Raw genomic sequence first — 22292 nt, forward strand, 5'->3', positions numbered from 1 at the left:
CACTGGGGCAAAAAAAGGGGCTTTTCCGCAGGATTTTGGTCGGTCACGCGGCGGATTTACGAGCAAAACCCATGCCCGATATGACAATCAGGGGCGCCCCCTCGGCTTTGTCCTGGCTGGACGCCAGGTCTCGGACTGCACAGCCACAGACGCCCTGATGAAGCTGCCTGCCCCGCCCCCCAAAGCCATGCTGGCCGACCGGAGTTATGACAGGACCGCCCTATCCTGCATGAATTTCCTTAAATATCGCGCAAATCTCTGGAACAGGTCTTTTACCAACGTGGCATAAATATATCGGTTTACCTCACGTAATACGAATATATTTTGCTTGTTTATTTTCCTTCACACTCCTGAAAAACTGAATACTACTTTCATGATGTATCATTCAAAGGATGAAACAAGATAAACCGTTAGAAACATTAAATAATTTTTCTGGGCAGCCACAAATCTCAGTTGACAATGATTCTCATTATCGAAATAGAGGACTAAATCCTAGTTTAACAAGGCTGCTCCATGAATTTTTCCCCGCTGCTCTACGGTGCGGCATCGTGCCTCGCCTTGAGTGTACAGATCGCATCTGCAACTCCTTCCGACGCACTGGAAAAACGCATGGGCAAAGCCACAGCCGACCGAGCTGCTCGATCGGAGAAGAAAACATCCCCTCCTCCGGCGGAAATCATCACTGTTACGGCGACGGGCCTGTCCCAGGCGGGAGCATCAACCAAAACCCGCACACCCATCATCGAATCCCCCCAGACAATCTCGATCGTCAGCCGCGACGAAATCGAACTGCGCTCCTCTCCCACCATTGCAGACGCCCTCGCCTATACCGCAGGTGTCCAGGCCGAACCGCAGGGCATCGACAACCGGGTTGACGAAGTGTCCGTCCGCGGATTTGGCGCAGGCGGTTTTTCATCAAACAATAATTTCGTAGACGGCCTGCGCCTTCCCTCCGGTGGCCAGTGGACGCGCACATCATTCGATCCGTTCGCCCTCCAGCAGGTCGACGTCCTGAAAGGCCCCTCCGGAGCGCTGTACGGCCAGACGGCTGCGGGCGGCGTGGTCAATCTGGTAACGAAACGTCCGACGGAAAAAAGCGAAGGGGAATTCTTCTTCCAGAGCAGCGGATATACCAATCTGGAAAACTGGCAGGGACAGGCTTCCGGCGATGTGTCGGGAAAACTGACTCATAGCGGCACCGTCATGGGCCGAATGGTCGCTCTGGCGAAATATGGCGGCACGCAGGTCAATGACGTCACGGCAGGCCGCTATTACGTCTCGCCCAGCCTGACATGGAAATTCGCCCCCCATTCGACATGGACACTGCTTGCGCAATACCAGCGCGATGTCGGGGGGTCGACCTTCCAGTTCCTGCCCGCAACGGGCACGCTTTACGCATCCAAAGGCCGTTACATTGCTAATGACGCCAATATCGGCGAACCCGACTGGAACACGTTCGACCGCAATCAGGCCCTTTTCGGATCGTTCCTGGAACACCGCTTCAACCGTTTCCTGACGGTGCGGAACAACGTCCGCTACACCTATCTCGACACGCTCTACCGCTCCACGGTCCTCTCGGGCGATACGCTTGCGAAATGCACCGGTACCGTTGCGGGATGCGTGGCGGGAGAGACGGTCAACCGCCGTGCCGTCGAAGGCCGGGGACGGTCGCAGGGCGTCGCCATGGACACACAGGTTGAAGGCCATATCCGCACCGGCCCCGTCCGTCACCTGCTCCTCGCCGGGACGGACTATTTCTATACGGACTGGAACCATGACCGCGACCTCGTCAGGTTGACACTGGTCAAACCACTCCTGAACATTTTCGATCCCGTCAGCCGGGGCAGCGCGGGTTACGAAAGCAACCTGTCTCCGCAGGTCTATACGTCCACGATCAGCCGCCAGAACGGGATCTATTTTCAGGACCAGCTCAAGGTTGAGCGCCTGCGTGTCACGATCGGCGGCCGTCAGGACTGGGCCAACGACAACACATACAATATCCTGACCCGCAAGCGGTACATCACCCCCTCGCAGGCTTTCACCTGGCGCGCGGGCGGCGTCTATCTGTTCGATAACGGACTGGCACCCTATTTCAGCTACGCCCAGTCCTTCCAGCCCACCGTTTCCGATCCATCCACGGCCAAAAACGGCCTGCCCTTCAAGCCGACCACTGGCGACCAGTACGAAGCAGGCATCCGCTACCAGTACGGCAAGAGTATCTATGTCACGTTCGGCGGCTATCAGATCACCCAGAAGAACATGACAACCCCCGACCCCGACGGCGAAACCTGCGGCACCGCGACCTGCCTGATCCAGACAGGCAAAGGACGTGTCCGCGGCCTCGAACTCGAAGGACGCGCCACCCTTCCGTGGGACATGGCCGTGATCTTCACCGGAACACGCAGCGACGCCCGCATCCGGCAGTCCAACACGGCAGGGCAGGTCGGCAACTATCTGCCGCAGGCCCCGAAATGGATGGCCTCGCTCTTCATTGACCAGCGCATCCGCTACGGCGCCCTCCGTGGACTGGGTATCGGCGGTGGCGTGCGCTACACCGGCACAAGCTACGGCGATACGGCCAACAAACTGGCCATCCCCGACTACACGCTGTTCGACACCTTCCTCCGCTACGATGTGGGCGATGCCCATCCCGCCTATAAGGGTCTGATGTTTTCGCTCAACATGCGCAACGTCGCCAACAAACGCTTCGTCGCAACCTGTACGGCGGTAGCCGCCTGCTATTACGGACAGGGCAGAAACCTCACCGCCCGACTGGAATATCGCTGGTGAATCCGGCTCTGTCCTACGCTCTCGCAACCCTGCTCATCGCAGGAGGCGGAGCACTGCTCTATGCATGTTCCGCCAACCAGAAACTCCTGCGCGCGCGCCTGCACGGCAACATTCCGGTTCTGCTCGGGATCGGGTTTCTGCCTGCCGGAACGGCCGTCCTGACGACCACAACGAGCCTCTGCACCGCCTGCCTGATGGCCATGACCCTGCTCATGATCGTCTGGTGCCTGCTGCCACTGGGCGCATCTCTTCTCGCTGGCAGATCCCGGCCATGACAAAGCTGCCCCAAACCCTCGACAACCGGCACTGGGTCGCGAAAGTCTCCGCCGCCATCCTCGCGGGCGGCGGGATGACGTTCGCCATCATGGCCCTCCTCGGACGGCTCATCGGCGCCAATGGCGACCCCAGAAGCCTCTCCGCCCAGGCCCTGATGTGGCTGACGGCCGTTCTCTGGGTGCTGGTGCTGGGAAGCTGCTTTCTGTTTCCCACAGGCCGTCGGGCCTGGGCGGTGCTGGGCGGGGGCTGCGTCGCCCTCTGGGGTCTCTTTCTGCTCCTGAGAGCGTTATCCTGATGAAAATCCGTTCCGATATCCTGCGCGTCTATCGCGAGGTCCATGGCTGGGTCGGGATCTGTGCCGGACTGCTTCTGTTCGTGGCGTTCTTCGCCGGCGCGGTCAGCATGTTCGAGCACCCCCTCCAGAACCTGACCTCACCCCAACTCGACATGCCGCCCCCCGTGCCCCTGTCCCGGACACCAGACCTGCTCGAAAAGGTCTTCAGCGCCTATCCGCAGGCCCGGCAGACCTACACGATCCTGCTCGCCCCGGACCGCAGCCTTCCTGGCCGCGTGGCATGGCCTGTACACCCGCCCCACGGTCACGACACCGGGCCGATGTTCGTCGCAACACTTGCCCCCGATGGCGCGCTGGTCGTCCGTCAGCAGGCCATCGCCCCGGTCGCGCATTTCATCGACATGCTGCATCAGGAACTGGGCATTCCCCTGCCCCATGCAATCAGCCGAGCGTTCATGGGCATCATCGCGCTGCTCTACGGCATGGCCCTGATCTCGGGCGTGCTGCTGTTCCTGCCCACGCTGGCCCGCAACCTGTTCGCCTTCCGCTTCCGCGAGGGACCGCGCAAACTCTGGCTGGACCTGCACAATCTGCTGGGGTTCTTTTCGCTGCCCTTTCACATCGTCATGGCCCTGACCTCGGTGGTCTTCGCGTTTCATGATCCCATTTTCGCCGTGCAAAGCCGGGTTTTCGGCACATCCCATGCCTCCCCGCATCTCCCGATGAACAAAATATCCAGCCCCGTCGCTGCGAACCAACACCCCGCCTCTCCGCTCCTCCCCCCAACCGAACTCGTGTCGTCCCTCGAAACACAAGCCCCGGGCTTCGTCCCCACCACACTGACCTATAGTCAGGGCCGTGGCGGCATGATGCTGCGTGTCAGCGGGCAGGACAGCCGCTACAGCATGCGCGGCCCCACGGCAGGCTTCGCCACGGTCGATCCCCGCAGCGGCAAAGTCCTGTCCGCGGATTACCTCCCCGGCCATCAGAAAACCGGCTTTGCCATCCTGACGGTTTTCTTCGCCCTGCATTTCGGCAGTTTCGGCGGCAACGCGATCCGCTGGGGCTATGTCCTTCTGGGTCTTGCAGGAGCCGGCATGTTCTATACCGGGAACCGGCTCTGGATCGACGCCCGCCGCCGTCGCGAAAAAGCGACGGGCCTGCGCCGGGACAGCCTCCCCACCAGCATTCTGGCCCGCCTGACTCCCGGGTGGGTCGCAGGATGCGTCAGTGGTATCACTGTTATCCTGCTGCTGGGGGCCATAAAGCCCGATATCATGACCGGAACCGCCGTGGCGTATGTTTATTATGCCGTCTTCTTGAGCTGTCTCAGCTTTTTTCTATGCCGACCGCAAAAAACGTGAAATCTTCAGGCCCTGTTGACAAAAATCCTATATAATCTGCCAGAGGTCTGATCCACTTTGCAGATCTGGGGCTGACCGATGACTGGCAGCGTTACAGGGATCGCAACTGCCTCAGGAGCACCTGCAGGCCCTGCCATCATCGTAACGCATGATCGTGGGGGAAAACCGGCACTGATGTCCGGGCCTTTCCCCGCCCGTATCTGGAGCAGAGCTATACTCCGCCTTAGGGGTAAGAACCTATTCTGAAAAATCATTTACCCCTTCATAATATTTACGAAACATATTTGTCATGAAACTATTACACGACATCACAGATATGCAAACATAATGTTCGCCGCGTTATCACCGCCCAGATTTTATCTTCTTGATGCCGGGAAAACGCGAAATGAAAAAAAATGGTGTCCTGCTCACCACCTGTCTGAGTTCGCTGGTCTTCTACAGTGCCCATGCAGCTCCGGTCCCTGCAAAAACGTCCCCCCATGGAGATACTGCCCAGCACAGGACATCACGGACGGCCCCCAGGAAGAATCCCGCCAGAAAAAGCGGCACTCCTGAGGCTACAGTTTCCAACAAAGCAGAATCCATCGTCGTTCTCGGCTCGGGCGCCTCGCGCGAAACCCAGACGCTCTCTCATCTGGCGCTACAGGAAGTCGCCCCCGGCACCAGCCCCCTGAAGACGCTCTCGAAACTCCCTGGCGTCATGTTCACGTCTTCAGACCCACTGGGCGCTTACGAATGGTCGCAGCAGATCATCATCCGCGGCTTTGACCAGAGCCGTCTGGGATTCACAATGGATGGTATCCCGCTCGGCAACCTCGCCTACGGCAATGATAACGGCCTGTCGATCGGCCGCGCCCTGCAAACAGAAAACAATGGCCCCGCAACACTGGCCCAGGGTGCAGGATCCGTCGGCGTTGCGGCTTCGAACGACCTCGGCGGCGCACTCGAATTCACATCCATCGACCCGACCACGAAGTATGGCGTGGATGTCGCCGGAACGGTCGGATCCTATGGCACATGGCGCACATTCGCCCGCGTCAATTCCGGCACGCTGCCGGGCGGCGGACGCCTGTATGTCTCGTACGATTATCAGGACGCCAACAAATGGAAAGGCGATGGCATCCAGCAGCAGCAGCAGGCCAACGCGAAGTTCATCCAGCCGCTGGGTGAGAAGGTCAAGCTGACCCTCTTCGGCGATTACAGCCAGCGCGCGGAAAATGACTATCAGGATCTGTCCCTGCAACTGATCCGCACCCGCGGCTACAACGTCGATAACATCACCAACGACTATGGGCTGGCCAAACAGATCGCCAGAGCCTACCAGAACGGCACGGCTTTCCCGAAGGGGATCACCAATCAGGACCAGTCCTATTACAACTCTGCCGGCCTGCGGCAGGACGCGCTGGGCTACGGACGCCTGGATTTCGACATCACCAGCCGCCTCAAGGGTTACGCCACGGTCTACGGCCATACCAATACTGGCGAAGGCATTTACGCAACACCTTACGAAGCCACGCCTGATTCACTGGGTGGCTCCCCCCTTTCCGTGCGAACCACCGAATATGACATTCATCGCGAAGGCTTTATCGGCGGCCTGACCTACAAGATCGCCCATCATACGATCAACGGCGGGTTCTGGTTCGAGAACAACGATTTCGAACAGGCTCGCCGTTTTTATCCACTCAGCGAAAGCGGCTATACTGGCAGTTCGGTTCACTGGTTCCGCAACAACCCGTTTGCCACCCAGTGGCAGAGCGCATTCAATACTAAAACGTACCAGTTCCACCTTCAGGATACTTGGCAGATCACTCCGGCTTTCAAGTTGAATTATGGCTTCAAGTCGCTGGTCGTCGACAATCACGCCCGCCAGCTCGAAGGTAACTACATGGGCACCCCGGTCGCCAATACCTATGCCGGAGGGTCGATCACATCAGCCAACGGCTTCCTGCCACAGCTTGGCGGCAATTACCGCATCAACCGTCACAACGAAATCTTCGCCGATTTCGCCCGTAACATGGCAGCCTTCGACAATTCCACAACCGGCGCCACCAGCCCGTTCGCCATGACGACGGCAGCCTACGCCGCGGCCAAGAATTCGCTGCATCCTGAAATGTCCTACAGCGAAGAAATCGGCTACCGCTATCACGACCACCGCATCCAGGCGTCCCTGACCGGCTATTACATCGAGTTTGAAAACCGGCTCGCCTCCATCTCGCCCGTTTCCAGCGGAACGAACGTTCAGGGCTATGCCAGCATCCTGAGCAATGTCGGTGGCGTTACGGCACGCGGCATCGACGCCGCATTCAATTACCATTTCACCGATAACTGGTCGATTTACGCCTCCTACGCCTATAACCAGTCCACCTATGACGACAACCTGACGACAGGCGGCGTGACATACGCGACCAAGGGCAAAAGCGTTGTCGCCATGCCGCGCAATCTGGCCAACGTACAGCTCAGCTACGACGATGGTTCGATCTGGGGCAATGTCGGCATGCAGTATCAGGGCTGCAGAACCTACACCTATACGAACGACCAGTGGATCAAGCCGAACGACATCTTCAACCTGAATGTCGGCTACCGCTTCCACAGCCATAACTGGGTGCTGCACGGTCTGGACGCCCAGATCAACGTCACCAACCTGTTCGACAAACGCTATGTCGCCACAGTCGGCAGCACGGGCTTTGCCGTCAGCGATCCGACAGGCAGCCTCCAGACCCTTCAGGCCGGTGCTCCCCGCATGGTGTTCTTCACGCTGCGCAAGCACTTCTTCTGATCGCAGGCTTCTTCACGGATGACGCCCTGATGCCACGCTCCCCCAGCCGTCGACAGTTCCTCCGGCTCGGCTCCGCCACTACGGCGGCGGCCCTCCTGCCCGAGAACCTCCGGCGCGCTCTCGCCATCGCGCCGCATACCGTCACAGGCACGATTCAGGACGTGGAACATGTCGTCATCCTCATGCAGGAGAACCGGTCTTTCGACCACTATTTCGGCTGCCTGCAGGGGGTTCGTGGCTACGCAGACCCCCGCGCCGAACGCCTGCCAGATGGCAGCAGCGTCTTTGCCCAGCCGGACGGAAAGGGAGGCACCGTCCTCCCGTTCCTGTTCAATACAGCCCACACCTCCAGCGCCTGCCTCGCCAGCCTCGATCACAGCTGGAAAGGCACCCAGACCGCATGGAACGACTGGAACACATGGATCTCCTACAAGGGGCCCATGACCATGGGTCATTTCACCCGCGCTGAAATTCCCTATTATTACGCCCTCGCCGATGCCTTCACGATCTGTGACGCCTATCACGCCTCCCTTTTCGGTCCGACAAATCCCAACCGCCTTTTCCTGTTTTCCGGAACGAGCGGTCTGGCCGTCGGCCATTCCGGCAAACAGGTCGTCGAAAACGTGGATGACGGAAACTGGTCGGCCGACATGGCCCATGACCATCCCGATTTCACACCGTTTCGCTGGGAGACTTACCCGGAGAAGCTTCAGGACGCGGGCGTCTCCTGGCGCGTTTATCAGGAATACGACAATTTCGGCGACAATCCCCTCGCCTCCTTCGCGCAGTTCCGCAACCTCGACCCGGCATCCTGGCAATATCGCAGGGCGCGTCAGATCGTGCCCGGCTCCACCGAAGCCGACATGCACACGACCGAAGGCCGCTATCTTGTCGCCGAATTCGAACGCGATGTCTCGGAAGGACGCCTGCCTCAGGTCTCATGGATCGTCCCGCCCACAGCCCTGAGCGAACACCCCAATGCCCCGCCCGGCTACGGCGAACATCTCATTTCCCGGCTCATGGACGTCTTCGTCCGCCATCCCGACGTCTGGTCACGCACCGTCTTCATCCTCAATTACGATGAAAATGACGGGTTTTTCGACCACGTCCCCGCCCCGGTCCCCGCACTGACGCCGGAGCAGGGCGGCGGAACGGTCTCAACACAGGGAGAGTCCTATCACGATGTTCCGGTCGGACTGGGCCCGCGCGTGCCCGCCATCATCGTTTCACCCTGGACGAAAGGCGGCTGGGTCAATTCGCAGGTGTTCGACCACACCTCCGTTCTGCGCTTTCTCGAAGCACGCTTCGGCGTCAAATGCCCGAACATCACGCCGTGGCGCCGCAGCGTGTGCGGCGACCTGACATCCGTGTTCGACTTCGCCCAGACAGACCGGACATGGACCGCAAGTCTCCCAAACACGGACGACTATCTCCCCGAAACGCGACGCTCCTGCGCGCTTCCCCATCCGGTCGTCCCGACAGTCCAGAAACTGCCCCGGCAGGAAACGGGACAACGCCCTGCCCGCGCCCTGCCCTATCATTTACAGGCCGATTTCCTCGCTCCCGAAACCCTCAGACTGGCCAATACGGGACCACAGGGCGCAGTCTTCCGGGTTCGCGCCAACGGTACCACACGCCATTATACCCTCGATGCCCGCTCAAGCCTGTCCGTTCCGGTACGCCCTTCCGATCAGAGCGCCATCACGATCCACGGCCCCAACGGCTTCTATCGCTCCTTCCACGGAGAGGCGCCCCCCGAAACCACACTTCAGCACGCTTCTCGGCATGACACCCTGCTCCTGTCGCTTCGCAACACCAAACCCAGCCTTCAGACTTTCCACATCACGGAAAAACACAGCCACAGCCAGCGCGTAATTTCCCTGCCGCCCGGCGAGACCCTGACGACCCAATGGGCCATTGCTCCGGCCTCATACTGGTACGATCTGGATATCCGGACAGCCGCCCCCTCCCCAACAGCGATGCAACTGGCAGGACACATCGAAACCGGGAGACCGAGCCTGACAGAACCTCCGTCCGAGCCATAGCGCCCGCCACTCCCGGAAAGAAGTTCAACCGCGTTCGAGGCTGTTAGACGTTTACCCCCATCCATAAGCCGAAGTTCTGGGAAGTAACTGCCCCGCACGCTTACGAAGCAGGCGCTCCAGCAGTCTCACACCGTGCATGAAATCATCCATTTCCATGCTTTCGTCGGGATTATGGCTCCCATTGGCATTACGAACGAACAGCATTTCCGTCGGGACCCCCTGCCCGGCGAATGTCGCTGCATCGTGACCCGCACCGCTGGGCATCGAAATGACAGGAAGCCCCATTGCGGCTGCGAGGATTCGCGCCTCGACCTGAAGAGTTTCGTCCATGACGGCAGGCGTACTACAGGTCCGCTCCCCCAGATCCACCTGAACATGATAATCCGCTTCCACGCGCCGTGCCTGTTCAATGACCAGCGCATTCATGCGTTCCAGCAGAACCTCGTCCCGGGAGCGGATGTCGATCACCAGTTCCAACCGTCCGGAAACAGCGGCGAAGTTCGCCTGTCCCGGATCGGTTTGACAGACGCCAAATGTAAGGGTCATCTCCTCCCCGGCCGCTTCCACCTTTTTCCAGGCATCATGCAATGCCACCATCATGCTGGCCCCCGCCATGACGGCATCCGAACGGAAACGACGCGGCGTCGCACCGGAATGGGCATACTGTCCGTGAATGACGATCGAACGATAGCGCGTACTTCCACAGATCCCCGTCACGATGCCGATCGGAACGCCTGCTTCCGGAAGAACGGGTCCTTGCTCAATATGGAGTTCGACGAAACAGTCGATTTTTGCGGAATCCAGAACAGGAGCCCGACCACACAGGCCAGGCTCTGCTCCACATTCCAGCATATGCTGCCTCAGGCTCACACCATCATCGCTCCGCGGCATATCGAGCGCCGAAGGATCAAGCAGCCCGAATGCCGTGCGGCTTCCCAGATAGGAGAGAGGGAACCAGACACTTTCTTCTGCCCGGATCACGATCAGTGTCGTGTCCCGCTCCGGACGAAAGCCCGCCTCCACCCAGGAGCACAAGACCAGAAGCCCTGCTACGGCACCGGCAGCCCCGTCAAAATTCCCCCCACAGGGAACGGTATCGACATGCGATCCCGTCATAACCGCAGGAAGATTCCGATCACGCCCAGGTAATGTGAGGAAAAGATTGGATGCCCAGTCCCGACGGATCTCCAGCCCGTATCCACAGGCAGTATCCATGAACAGGGCGTGCGCCAGATTTTCCTCTCTCCCATAGGACGGACGGGTCATGCCGCGTCCATCGAAACCAATGTCACGTAAGCGGTCGAAAAGCTGACGCCCGAGATCGACGTCAGGTACGGGACAGGAAATGACGTCCGTTTCAGTTAATGCGGAACTGGTCATGGATGGTCCCTTGTCTGTCGCGGTCGAGAGCATGCTTCACTGTTTGGCGAAAAGGTGCTGCCTATTGGCAAAGGCATTGAATTCCAGCAGGCTCCCGATACCAAGTCCAGATAAAAGAAACGAATTTGTTTCTTTCCAGGTTCGTTCAGATCGCTGAGCCATTTATGATGTCATGGCTTCCAACTGGGAAAACGTCTGCTGGATGTCCTGCAAACGACGCTCTCCTCACCCCGGAAAGACAACCCATAACGGTTCGGTTAAGAAACCTGTTTTTATACGACGAGAATATGATAAAATTATCATTGGAAATATAAAATAAACTGGACATATAATTGATATTCCATAAGCATACTTCCTGGAATTTTCTCCATTCAAAATCATTATTTTCTGGGATGATTTATGAAAATCTGCCTGACGGGTGACAGTATTCTCTTCCGACCACTCAACAGCCGAACCGATCTCAGAATTTCTCCACTATTCGACATGATCCGTTCCTGCGACATTTCGTTCACCAATCTCGAACTGGTCCCGAACGACTTCGTAGGCGATCCGGCACTGGACATGGGAGGAACCCATTTCGGAGCATCTTCCTGGGTTCTGGATGAGTTGAATGAAGCTGGATTCGACCTCTTTGCCGCAGCGACCAACCACTCGCTGGATTACAGCATTTCAGGTCTGCGCAAGACGCTGGCTGAACTGAACGTCCGCAAAATGCGCTACGCCGGAATCGGCCTCCATCTGGAAGACGCCCGTCGCCCGACCTACTTTACCCATCCCACCGGCACAGTCGCCATGATCTCCTGTACGTCCACCTTTGCAAGAGGGCAGGAAGCAGCGATGCAGACCTCCGCGATGCAGGGTCGCCCCGGTATCAATCCACTCCGCTACAACACCATATATCAGATTTCTGCGGACGAGATGACCTCGCTTCGGAACATCTATCAAAAACTCGGGTTGCAGCGCGTCAAGGACGACAAGATCCAACTGGGTTTTGCCTTTCCGGCCCCCGACGGTATCCTGGTCTTCGAAAACCTGAATTTCCGGACAGGTGACGAAACGAAGGTCATCACCACTCCGAACATAATGGATATCCAGGCCATTACGCGCTGGATCGCCGAAGCCCGCATGGTTTCCGATACCGTGATCCTCAGCATCCATGCCCATGAAAGCGGCTACAATGATAAAGATCAGTTGGACGTTGAAATCCCAGCCGACTTCCTCGTTGCTGCTGCCCGTCAGGCCATTGATGCTGGCGCGGATATCATCGCCTGCCACGGCCCGCACCTGCTTCGCGGCATGGAAATCCATAACGGAAAACCCATCTTCTATAGTCTGGGTAACTTCATCGGACAGAATGAACTCGTGGAACGCCTGCCGGTGGAGTCCTACATGGCCAACCGCGTAAGCTCCGATCTGACGCCTCATCAGCTCTACAAAGCCCGCAGCAACAACGATGCGAAAGGTTTTCCCGCCGAGACACGCTTCTGGGAGACCATCATGCCGATCGGCACCTATCAGAACGGGAAGCTCGAAAGTCTGGAAATCCATCCGATCACCCTCACCCTCTGCCCGGCAGCCCACATACGCGGCATTCCCTCCCTTGCGCGGGGAAAGGAAGGACAACGGATCCTGGAAAAATTCGCGGCCCTGTCAGCGCCTTTTGGAACCGTACTCAAAATGGGCGAAACCCGCGATGCCCCCGTTCTTCTGTGGCGGGCGGACTCCTGAACGCGCTTCAGGTTACCGTCCATGGCTGGGAGGGGCATTGTCCCGGGAAACCTCCCCCAGATAACGGATCAGCGCGTCTCCCCCTTCTGCCACGCGACCGCGCAACGTCATGACGCCCACTTCCCGTGCGATTCGCTGCTCTGCGAGAGGCACGACACGAATGTTCGGCACGACGCTGACCGCAAAGATATAAGGGACGATCGAACAGCCCATATTGTTGGCGACCATTTGCAGAATGGTGTGCAGTTCTTCCGTTTCGATGACCTGACGCGGAGAAAGACCCTGCATCTTCAGGAAACGGTCCAGGGTACGCCCCCCGAAAGAGCGGCTGTCATACTGTATGAAAGGCAGTATCTCCAGGATCTGGCGCCAGTCTTCATTTTCGATATGCGCTGGCACGACCATGACATAGTTCTGCTTCACAATGGGATGCCACCGCATATAGGGCATCAGGCCAAAAGGTGGACGGACGATCAGGGCAGCATCCAGTTCACCCGCGTCCAGACGATCCAGAAGTCCCATCGAAAGCCCGGGAACGATCCGTACCTTCAGATCCGGAAGTTCAAGATGCAACCTTGCTATGGCGGGAGCCAGCAGACTGGTCTGAACCGTGGAAATCGCTCCGATCCGCAGCAGTGCATTGCCTGGCCTGAGGCTCGCCATACTCCGGAGCGCTTCAAAGGAGGAAAGAATATCCTCAACCCGACATAGGATACTGCGCCCCGCAGCCGTTAGCGTCACAGACCGTCCTGCACGATCAAAGAGTTCATAACCGAGTTCCTCTTCAAGCCGACGGATCTGGGCACTGATTGCCGACTGCGTCAGACCGATGGCCTTGGCGGCCGCGGCAAAACTTTCCACCTCAGCCGCAACGACAAATGTTCTGAGTTCGGGAATCATGGCTCGACAGACACAAAAATTTTCTCTTACCGTTACTTTCACCCATTTTTTTTGTCCGTTCAAGCAACACCAGCTTTCCGGCCAGCAGCCTCCAGCCACCGGACGCGCAATCGAAACAATCTATTTTTCGCACAAAACAGCAGAAAAGAGAATCCGTTCCTTTAAGAGAACATTTTAGTTGTCGTTCCGTTATATGTGTGATTTCATCATGAAAAGTATATATCCGGATGACCAGCCGCTACAGGCCGGAAAAGGGGATGCCCATGAGCAAGTGTTTCGGACCTAAGGCTTTCCTGATGTGCGGCGCTGCCCTGAGCTCGCTCGTTTCGCTCTCTCAACCCACACAGGCCGCGTCCACCAGAGCGACGACACAGACACATTCCACTCAAAAACCACACCGGCGGATCACGACACCCCCCGCACAGGCCGCCGCAACCCGTTCCAGACCGTCCCCCCGCAGGACATCCATCGTTTCGAGATCCGATCCGGAAGAGATGCGCGTCACAGGAACAGCCTCCACCGGCCAGTCCGTGATGAATCCATCCACCCCGGTTCACGGTACCACACAGGTTACAGTCGTGTCTGGCAGCCAGCTTCTGGCTACAGGACAGACAAATGTCATGCAGGCCCTCGCCCAAGCCTCGGCATCCATTACGTCCCCGCCACAATCCGGCGTCGGAAACAGCGGCTTTATCCAGACCATGCAGCTTCGCGGCCAGTCCGCCGATGACACGCTGATCCTCGTCAACGGACATCGTCGCCATATCGGTGCGAATTTCAACGCCAATGCCGGCCCGAACTGGGGCACCGAACCCACAGATATCTCGCTGATCCCAATTTCAGCGATCGACCATATCGAAGTCATTACCGAAGGCGCGTCGGCCCTTTATGGTCAGGATGCGCTCGCAGGTGCCGTCAATATCGTCCTCAAGCAGCGCACGCATGGCGGCTCCATCAATTTCCAGAACAGCGGCTTCTACGCCGGTGACGGGCAGGCGCTGAACGGTTACGCGGACTGGGCCACAGCACTTGGTAAAAACGGCGGCTATCTCGATCTGGCAGCGCAGGTCACCCACCAGCTTCCCACCAACCGCAGCGGCCTTTTCGTCGGGCAGCTCTATCCGGTCGGGGATTCCCGCAACGAAACAGCCAGCCGCGATGTACAGCGCGGCCTCGGCATTCCGAAATCGACGCTGGAAACCATCAGCGAAAACATGGCGATCCCGTTAAACGAAAACCTGAGCCTCTACAGCACTTCGACCTTCAGCCACCGCAAGGCCCATGTCGCCGAGACCTACCGGAGCGCCGGAAACAGCCTGACCAACATCAATCTCTGGCCCAATGGCGCACAGCCCTATATCGGCATGGACCAGTACGATTTCGAAACAGACAACGGCATAAAGGCCCATAAATTCGGTTTCGCCTGGGACGCCTACGTCAATTACGGTCGTGACGATCAGACCTATTCGACCCTCGACAGCAACAACATCTCTCTTGGCGATGCCAGCCCGCGTGATTTCTATGACGGCAAGACCATAACCTCCGAACTTTCGACCGGGCTGCGCGGCTCGCGCTTCTTCCACACCTCATGGCTGCCCAAGCCGATTGCCCTGCGCTTTGGTGGCGAATATCGCCGTGACACCTTCCAGATGACCGAAGGCGAAGAAGCCTCATGGACCGGCCTCGGCGCAACCGACCATGCCGGCAACGTCCCGCTCGCCGTCACCAACCGCGGACGCGACATCTATGACGGCAACATCAATCTCGATTTCTACGTCACCAAAAAATGGGAATGGTCCCTCGGCGGACGCGCGACCAGCTACAGCCATCTGGCCACGGTCGAAACCGGATCGATCGGAACACGGTACAACTTTAACAAACACTGGGCCATCCGCGCCAGCATCAACACCGGCTATCGCCCGCCAACACTGGGCCAGACCTATTATTTCTATAACGCCCCCTTCGCCAACTATGCCGTGGACCAGCTTCCCAACAGCAGCGCAGCCGCAAAGGCACTCGGCGCAGGCCATATCAAGGGCGAATATTCTCGCAACTACACCATCGGCATCGACGCCACCCCCCTCAAGGACTGGAACGTCACAGGCAATCTTTACTACATCGCGATCAATGACCGTCTGGCCAGCACAACAACCCTTGGCGGGTCAGGTGTTGCTGACATTCTTGCCGCGTCCGGCCTGAATAACGTGACCTACGCCTCGTATTATACCAACCCCGTCAATACCGAGACCTTCGGTGGAGACATCGACACCAATTACACCCTGCACACCAAACGCGCCGGCACGTTCCGCTTCGACTTCACGTTCAACTACTCCGACAACGAAATCCGCAGTCGCAACAAGACCCCTGCCGTTCTGTCGAACATGGGTCTGTCCACGTTTAACACCTATGCCGAGGAGATGCTTCTGCACTCCGCGCCAAAGAACCGCGAAAACCTCACGGTCAACTGGAATTGCGGCAAGTGGAACGTCATGGTGCAGGAACAGCGCTACGGCTCCATCATCTTCCTCGCCAGCCCGACCGCCGCTCCCATGGAACAGCGCCCGGCTTTCCTGACCAACATGTCCGTCAGCTACAAGATCCTGCCGAAATGGAGCGTCACCGTGGGCGCAAACAATCTGGGCAACAAATATCCGACCCGCGTGCCCAAGGCGACCGCGGCACCGCTCTTCAACGAATACAAATACGCCTACTACTCGCCTTACGGCTTCAACGGCGGCATGTACTATATTCAGACCGGCCTGACCTTCTAAGACTTTTCCAAAGACAGACCGACTGATATCCACCGGAAAGAGGCGCATTTCTTGCAGACAGTCCCAGAAGATCGCCGGCCTTTCCGGTTCGTCATATACGCCCTCACCATCACCATGTGCGTGATCTGCTACGGAGACCGGGCCGCCCTGTCCGTAGGCATGCCCCAGATCGCGCATGAATTTGCCCTCACACCGGGGAAGACGGGCTGGGTCCTCTCCAGCTTCCTCTGGTCCTATTTCATCCTGAACCTGCCCAGCGCGATCCTTCTGGACCGCTTCGGCGTGCGGATCATCGGCGCGGCGGCCGTGGCCCTGTGGTCGCTCGCCATGATCCTCGGCAGCCTGACCGCCACTGTCCCGGCCTTCATCGCCACCCGCATCCTGCTGGGCGTCGGAGAAGCCCCCACCTTCGCACTCGGCAACAAAGTCGTGCGGGCCTGGGCGCCGCTACACGAACGTGGCCTGATGATGACCGCCTTCATCTGCGGCATCCCCATCGGGCTGGCCTGCGGTGCCGCCTCGGGCGGGTGGCTGATTGCCCATTACGGCTGGCGCCCGGCATTTTCGCTGCTCGGCGCGCTGGGGCTGGTCTGGTCCGTGGTCTGGCTCCTGACCCACCCGCGCCCCGCACGCGGCACACAGGCCACGTCCTTTTCCCTGATCTCGGTGCCGACCCTGTTTCGCTCCTCGGCGTTCTGGGGCATCGTGATCGCGCAGTGCTGCGCCAATTACGCCAACTTCCTGCTGATGTCCTGGCTGCCGATCATCATGCGCCAGACCCTGCATCTCGGCACCGAACAGTCCGGAGCCTATACAGCCTACTGCTATGTCGGCGCGGCCATCCTCTCGATCACGGCTGGAAAAATCGGCGAAACGCTCGTTCGCGGATCAAACCTTTCTCTGGGAGGGCGCCGAAAGGTCGTGTGCCTGTATCTCGTTCTGGCCTCCTCCATGGGATTTCTGCCGCTCTGCGGAACGGCCGCGACCATCATTCCGCTCCTCGCGGTCTCCATGGCCTTCATGGCCGGCGGTACGGGGGCCAACATGGCCCTTCTGGCGGACCTGCTTGTGGAGGACGAAATCCTCGGCTCCGTGACCGGCCTGACCCTGACCTTCTCCAACGGTCTCGGCATTCTGGCCCCGGTCATGACGGGATATCTGCTTCAGGCCACCGGCAATTTCCACGGCGTTTTCTACATCACGGGCGTCATCATCCTGTGCGGCGCGCTGGCCGCTGCCCTCCTTCCCCGGCGGCCGTTCCATGGCCGCTCCCAGCCGGATCAGACCGCATGACCCGTATTCACATGGCAGGCGCGGGCGGCCTCCTGCTGGACGCCGCCGATGGCCCGTTCAGCGACACGACACAGCGCCGCATCTGGGCTGCCAGCCGCACGCTCGACACATACCCGGACGTCCTCCAGACCATCCCCGGCGTCAACAACCTTCTCGTCACATTCGACGCCATACAGACTGACCCTTCCGTCATGGAAGAGCTGCTCCGGACCATCTGGACACAGGCCTCCGCCGAAGAGGTGCCGTCCCGCGAGATCGTGGTACCGGTCGTCTATGGCGGCACGTTCGGCGAAGATCTGGCACTCGTCGCCCGCTTCGCCAACCTGACGGAAGAAGAAACCATCGACGCCCACATGGCCGGTCGCTACAGCGTCGCCGCCATCGGCGCCATGGCGGGTTTCGTGTACCTGACCGGACTGGACCCGCGTCTGGCCATCCCCCGCCGCGACTCCCCGCGCCTGCGGGTGGAGGAAGGGGCCGTGGTCATCGGCGGAGGCCATGCGGGCATGATGCCCTGCACCTCGCCGTCTGGCTGGCATATCCTCGGCCGGACGGATCTGTGCCTGTTCGACGCCTTCCGTCCCGAGCCCGGTCTGCTGCGTCTGGGCGACACCGTCCGTTTTGTGAGGGCCTCATGATCGAAATCCTGACCGGCTCTTCCCTCAACACCATTCAGGATTTCGGCCGTCCTCACGCCATGGCCATGGGGGTGGCGCAGGGCGGCGCCATGGACCGTCTGGCCCTGAGCCACGGCAACCTGCTCCTCGACAATCCGATGGATGCTGCCGGGATCGAGATCGTGTTTTTCCCCTTCCGCATGCGCTTTCACGCCGAGACGTCCTTTGCCGTCACCGGTGCCGCCTGCCCTGCCACGCTCGACGACCTGAAACTCCCGCGCGACTGGGCCATCACCGCCAGACCCGGCCAGACCCTGACGCTCCGCGCGCCGGAACAGGGCGCCCGCGCCTATCTGACGCTCCGGGGCGGCCTGGACGTGCCCCCGGTTCTGGGCGCGCGTTCGACGGATCTCAAAGGCGGCTTCGGCGGCCTTGAGGGGCGCGCCCTTCAGAAAGGCGACCGCCTCTCCTGCCTCGCAGCCTCCACACTGCGCATGCCCGCCGCAGGCTACGGTCTCACGCGCCCCTGCCCGCTTCCCCCCGCAGACCGCACCCGGATCCGCGTCCTGCCCGCAGCCGAACACGACGTCTTCACGCCCGAAAGCCTGCAAACCTTCCACTCCGCAGCCTGGACCCTGACCCCCAGCGCAAACCGCATGGGCTATCGGCTCGAAGGGCAGAACGTCCTGAAACTCTCACGGCCGCTCAGCCTGTTTTCCCACGGCATCCTTCCCGGAACCGTTCAGGTGCCGCCCGCGGGCCAGCCGATCATCCAGATGATGGATGCCAATACCTGCGGCGGCTATCCCAAGATCGCCACCGTGATTGCGCCGGACCTGCGCCTGCTGTCCCAGACAGTCGTCGGCACACCTGTCCATTTCGAAACCATCACGCGCGATGACGCGGTGCAAATCATCCGGCGGGAAGCTGCGGAGTTGAGCCGGCTTGCTACCGAAATCGCCACACTCCGCACACAGCTCGTTTTCTGATGCCCCATCCTGTTTTCACGGCCCTGTTTTTCCATGTCCGGGAGTTCTGACACCATGACCGCCAAAACCATCGACCTGAACGCCGATCTGGGCGAGAGCTTCGGCCATTACACAATGGGCAATGACAGCGCGATGCTGGACATCGTGACCTCCGCCAACGTCGCCTGCGGCTTTCACGGCGGCGACCCGGAAGTCATGGCCGAGACCTTCCGCATCGCACGCGAAAAAGGCGTCTCCGTCGGCTCCCATCCCGGCTTCCCGGACCTGTGGGGCTTCGGACGCCGCGTCATGCCCTTCACACCCGCCCAGATCGAACGGATCGTGGCCTACCAAATGGGCGCGGCACAGGCCCTCGCGACCTATTCCGGCCACCGCATGACCTACATGAAAACCCATGGCGCGCTGGGCAACCTGACCGAACGCGATCCCGCCGTTGCCGAAGCCATCGTCAATGCCGTCAAGGCGGTCGATCCGAACCTCCCCATCATGGCCATCGCCCTGAGCCATCTGGACCGCATCGGACGCGAGCGAGGCCTGACCGTGTTCTCGGAAATCTTCGCGGACCGCGCCTATACCGAAGACGGACATCTCGTCTCGCGCAAGGAACCCGGCGCGGTCCTGCATGACGCTGATTTCGCGGCCGCCCGTGCCGTGCGCATGGTGCAGGCCGGCGCCATCGAAACCATCTCCGGAAAAATGCTGCCGACCCGCATTGATACGATCTGCGTGCATGGGGACAACGCGGAATCCGTGGATGTCGCCCGCAAGGTCCGTGCAGGCTTCGAAGCCGCGGGCATCACGTTGCGCGCCCTGACCTGAAGCAGACCGGAAAGCCAACCGTCCCATGATCCCCGATCTCAAGATCCTCGACGCCCTGATGGCCCGGATGCAGGCGCTGGGCATTACCGAACTCGACTATTCCCGTGACGGCGAGCACATCCGTCTGGTGCGCGGCGCACAGGACAGCAGCCCCCAGCCGACCAGCCTGGCCCCGGCGGCCGCAGCCTCCACGCTTCCTGTCCTCGAAACCGCCTCCGCTCCGGCCAAAACCGAAACCACGATCGACGCCCCCATGCACGGCCAGTTCTACGCCTCCCCGGCCCCGGATGCGCCGCCTTTCGTCAAGCCGGGCGACATCGTGGCGGAAGGACAGCCGCTCTATATTCTCGAAGTCATGAAAACGCTCTCGCGCATCGAGGCCGAGTTCCCCTGCCGGATCGTCGCCGTGCTGGCCGCGAATGCAGACGCCGTCTCCCCCGGAACGCCGCTCTTCACCGTGGAGCCATTCGATGCGTGAGCCCGCAGTTTCCGTCCCCCGTCGTGTCCTGATCGCCAATCGCGGTGAAATCGCCCTGCGCATCACGCGCGCCTGCCGCCTGCTCGGCCTGCACAGCATCGGAATCCATTCCGAAGCCGATGCCAGCCTCGCCCATCTGCGCCTCGTGGACGAAACGCTCTGCATCGGCCCGGCAGCAGCATCCGGCAGCTATCTGGACGCCGCCCGCGTCCTGCGCGCCGCCGAACTCACGAACGCCGACATCATTCATCCCGGCTACGGCTTCCTGTCCGAAAACGCCGGTTTCGCCGAGGCTGTGGAACAGTCCGGCCGCACGCTGGCAGGCCCCACCGCCGCCATCATGCGACTGATGGGCGACAAGATCAGCGCCAAACAGCAGATGCGCCGCTCTGGCGTCCCCTGCCTGCCCGGTACGGAAGACGCCTTGCCGACCGACCTGTCCGAAGCGCAGACGATCTGCGACGCCATCGGCTATCCGCTGATCGTCAAGGCGGCAGGTGGCGGCGGCGGGCGCGGCATGCGCGTGGTCATGACCGCAACAGACCTCCGCGACGCCATCGAAACGGCCCGCGAAGAAGCCGGGCGTGCCTTCGGCAATCCGTCCGTGTACGCCGAACGGTTCCTCCAGCACCCCCGCCATATCGAAATCCAGGTTCTCGCCGACCGGCAGGGCAATGCCGTCTGGCTCGGCGCCCGGGACTGCTCCATCCAGCGCCGCCACCAGAAACTGGTCGAGGAAGCCCCGGCCACCGGCATCGACCCGCAGGCCATCGCCGAACTGGGCGAGCGCTGTGCAAACGCCTGCACCCTGATGGGCTATACCGGCGTGGGCACCTTCGAGTTCCTGTACGAAGACGGCGCGTTTTCCTTCATCGAGATGAACACCCGCCTTCAGGTCGAACACCCTGTCACGGAAATGACGACCGGCATCGACATCGTCCGCGAGCAGATCCTGATCGCAATGGGAGAACCCCTCTCCTTCACCCAGGCCGACATCCGCACGCAAGGCCACGCCATCGAGTGCCGCATCAACGCCGAAGACCCCGAGAACTTCCGCCCGGCCCCCGGAAAAGTCCTGAGCTGGCGCGCGCCGGGCGGCCCCGGCGTCCGTATCGATACGCATCTCTATGACGGCTATGTCGTGCCCCCGAATTACGACTCCCTGATCGCCAAGCTGATCGTCCACGGCACGGACCGCACGGATGCCCTCAACCGCATGCATGCCGCCCTTTCGGAAATGCAAATCACCGGCATCGCCACCACCACGCCCCTGCATCTGCGCCTGATGAACGAGCCCGGCGTGCGCGAAGGCGGCATCAGCGTGCATTATCTCGAAGCCCTCATGCGAAAGTCCGCCCCATGACTTTTCTTGAAGACCTTCTGAACGACCTGCCCGAACTGGTCGAGCGGATGAGACGTCACGACGTCCGTCATGCTTCTCTGAAAAATGAGACGGGTGCGCTTGCCCTGACACTGGCTCCGGTACTGGCGGCAAACTCAGGTCAAACGCTTCAGGCGCCCCATGTTGCCCCGCCCGCAAAAGCGGAGGGCACGCCCGTTCCCAGCTCCGAGATGGGCGTGTTCCGCTTTTGCGGCCTGGGCGAAAATCATTCGGTTCGCTTCGGCGAAATCGTGGGATTTGTCGAAACGGGCGCCCTCCGCCTGCCCGTCACGGCAACGGCGGACGGCACACTCGGCCCCGCGCTGGTCGGGGATGGCAGCGTCGTGGGCTATCATGACGTGCTTTTCCGGATTCACCCGGATGGCTGAG

18 protein-coding genes are annotated in these 22292 nt (G+C 60.1%); 16 read left to right on the forward strand and 2 right to left on the reverse strand.

What is annotated here, in order from left to right:
- From GFJ39_RS14455 to GFJ39_RS10785, 7 genes are all read left to right on the forward strand, one after another.
- Window positions 1-289, forward strand: a 289-nt coding sequence (locus tag GFJ39_RS14455; protein ID WP_153431335.1) for a transposase, incomplete at its 5' end; no start/stop codon positions are given.
- 224 nt (window positions 290-513) lie between these two features.
- Window positions 514-2790, forward strand: coding sequence for a TonB-dependent siderophore receptor (locus GFJ39_RS10760; protein WP_153431336.1), 2277 nt, complete (start codon window positions 514-516; stop codon window positions 2788-2790).
- Window positions 2787-3065, forward strand: a complete 279-nt coding sequence (locus GFJ39_RS10765; protein WP_153431337.1) for a hypothetical protein — start codon at window positions 2787-2789, stop codon at window positions 3063-3065. Before GFJ39_RS10760 ends, GFJ39_RS10765 begins: the two co-directional genes overlap by 4 nt.
- The gene (locus tag GFJ39_RS10770) at window positions 3062-3361 is read left to right on the forward strand and encodes a hypothetical protein (protein WP_153431338.1); all 300 of its coding nucleotides are present in this window, start codon (window positions 3062-3064) and stop codon (window positions 3359-3361) included. Before GFJ39_RS10765 ends, GFJ39_RS10770 begins: the two co-directional genes overlap by 4 nt.
- Window positions 3361-4725 carry a PepSY-associated TM helix domain-containing protein gene (locus tag GFJ39_RS10775; protein WP_153431339.1) on the forward strand — a complete coding sequence of 455 codons (1365 nt, stop codon included), beginning with the start codon at window positions 3361-3363 and terminating at the stop codon, window positions 4723-4725. Before GFJ39_RS10770 ends, GFJ39_RS10775 begins: the two co-directional genes overlap by 1 nt.
- Before the next feature lie 385 nt (window positions 4726-5110).
- On the forward strand, window positions 5111-7501 hold the full coding sequence (locus GFJ39_RS10780) for a TonB-dependent receptor (RefSeq protein WP_153431340.1): 2391 nt from the start codon (window positions 5111-5113) through the stop codon (window positions 7499-7501).
- A 29-nt stretch (window positions 7502-7530) separates the two neighbouring features.
- On the forward strand, window positions 7531-9546 hold the full coding sequence (locus tag GFJ39_RS10785; protein WP_153431341.1) for a phosphocholine-specific phospholipase C: 2016 nt from the start codon (window positions 7531-7533) through the stop codon (window positions 9544-9546).
- Between the two features lie 51 nt (window positions 9547-9597).
- Here GFJ39_RS10785 and GFJ39_RS10790 read toward each other — a convergent pair whose 3' ends face one another.
- Window positions 9598-10926, reverse strand: a complete 1329-nt coding sequence (locus tag GFJ39_RS10790) for a Zn-dependent hydrolase (RefSeq protein WP_153431342.1) — start codon at window positions 10924-10926, stop codon at window positions 9598-9600.
- A 399-nt stretch (window positions 10927-11325) separates the two neighbouring features.
- On the opposite strand from GFJ39_RS10790, the gene GFJ39_RS10795 reads away from it, so the two are divergent.
- Complete coding sequence (locus GFJ39_RS10795) at window positions 11326-12654, forward strand: CapA family protein (RefSeq protein ID WP_153431343.1); 1329 nt, start codon at window positions 11326-11328, stop codon at window positions 12652-12654.
- A 12-nt stretch (window positions 12655-12666) separates the two neighbouring features.
- Here GFJ39_RS10795 and GFJ39_RS10800 read toward each other — a convergent pair whose 3' ends face one another.
- The gene (locus GFJ39_RS10800; protein ID WP_153431344.1) at window positions 12667-13554 is read right to left on the reverse strand and encodes a LysR family transcriptional regulator; all 888 of its coding nucleotides are present in this window, start codon (window positions 13552-13554) and stop codon (window positions 12667-12669) included.
- A 263-nt stretch (window positions 13555-13817) separates the two neighbouring features.
- Here GFJ39_RS10800 and GFJ39_RS10805 point away from each other — a divergent pair, with 263 nt between their 5' ends.
- Genes GFJ39_RS10805 through GFJ39_RS10840 form a run of 8 tightly spaced genes read left to right on the forward strand, consistent with a single transcriptional unit; the run spans window position 13818 to window position 22291 of the window.
- The gene (locus GFJ39_RS10805) at window positions 13818-16325 is read left to right on the forward strand and encodes a TonB-dependent receptor plug domain-containing protein (RefSeq protein WP_153431345.1); all 2508 of its coding nucleotides are present in this window, start codon (window positions 13818-13820) and stop codon (window positions 16323-16325) included.
- Between the two features lie 51 nt (window positions 16326-16376).
- Window positions 16377-17618, forward strand: a complete 1242-nt coding sequence (locus GFJ39_RS10810; protein ID WP_153431346.1) for an MFS transporter — start codon at window positions 16377-16379, stop codon at window positions 17616-17618.
- Window positions 17615-18256, forward strand: coding sequence for a 5-oxoprolinase subunit PxpB (gene pxpB / locus GFJ39_RS10815; protein WP_153431347.1), 642 nt, complete (start codon window positions 17615-17617; stop codon window positions 18254-18256). Before GFJ39_RS10810 ends, pxpB begins: the two co-directional genes overlap by 4 nt.
- Window positions 18253-19224, forward strand: a complete 972-nt coding sequence (locus GFJ39_RS10820) for a 5-oxoprolinase subunit C family protein (RefSeq protein ID WP_153431348.1) — start codon at window positions 18253-18255, stop codon at window positions 19222-19224. The genes pxpB and GFJ39_RS10820 overlap by 4 nt, the downstream gene beginning before the upstream one ends.
- 54 nt (window positions 19225-19278) lie before the next feature.
- Complete coding sequence (locus GFJ39_RS10825; RefSeq protein ID WP_153431349.1) at window positions 19279-20043, forward strand: LamB/YcsF family protein; 765 nt, start codon at window positions 19279-19281, stop codon at window positions 20041-20043.
- A 25-nt stretch (window positions 20044-20068) separates the two neighbouring features.
- Window positions 20069-20521 carry an acetyl-CoA carboxylase biotin carboxyl carrier protein gene (locus GFJ39_RS10830; RefSeq protein WP_153431350.1) on the forward strand — a complete coding sequence of 151 codons (453 nt, stop codon included), beginning with the start codon at window positions 20069-20071 and terminating at the stop codon, window positions 20519-20521.
- The gene (gene accC / locus GFJ39_RS10835) at window positions 20514-21884 is read left to right on the forward strand and encodes an acetyl-CoA carboxylase biotin carboxylase subunit (RefSeq protein WP_153431351.1); all 1371 of its coding nucleotides are present in this window, start codon (window positions 20514-20516) and stop codon (window positions 21882-21884) included. The genes GFJ39_RS10830 and accC overlap by 8 nt, the downstream gene beginning before the upstream one ends.
- Window positions 21881-22291, forward strand: coding sequence for a hypothetical protein (locus tag GFJ39_RS10840; RefSeq protein ID WP_153431352.1), 411 nt, complete (start codon window positions 21881-21883; stop codon window positions 22289-22291). Before accC ends, GFJ39_RS10840 begins: the two co-directional genes overlap by 4 nt.
- The last annotated feature ends 1 nt before the right edge of the window (window position 22292 follow it).

The organism is Gluconobacter aidae (assembly GCF_009547075.1).
GTDB classification, from domain to species: domain Bacteria; phylum Pseudomonadota; class Alphaproteobacteria; order Acetobacterales; family Acetobacteraceae; genus Gluconobacter; species Gluconobacter aidae.